General features: G+C 69.4%; 1 pseudogene. It reads left to right on the top strand.

Annotation, left to right across the window (positions count from 1 at the left end):
• Positions 1–242: pseudogene (locus ACZ3HH_RS31025) on the top strand (DNA-binding response regulator); the annotation flags it as partial.

Below are 242 nucleotides of genomic sequence, written 5' to 3' on the forward strand. Positions count from 1 at the left end.
GAGAAGGTCGAAGCCCTCGACGCCGGCGCCGACGACTACCTGGTCAAGCCCTTCGGCATGCCCGAGCTGCTGGCCCGCATGCGCGCGCAATTGCGCCGCCATGCGCGGGCGTCAGGCGCAGGGCAGTCCAGCGGTCGCTATCGTCTTGGGGAAGTGGTGGTGGACCTGCCGGCCCGCAGCGTGAGCCGCAACGGCGAGGCGCTGCACCTGACGCAGATCGAATATCGTCTGCTGGCCACCCT

The organism is Pseudomonas sp. PME37.24/025 (genome assembly GCF_055556615.1).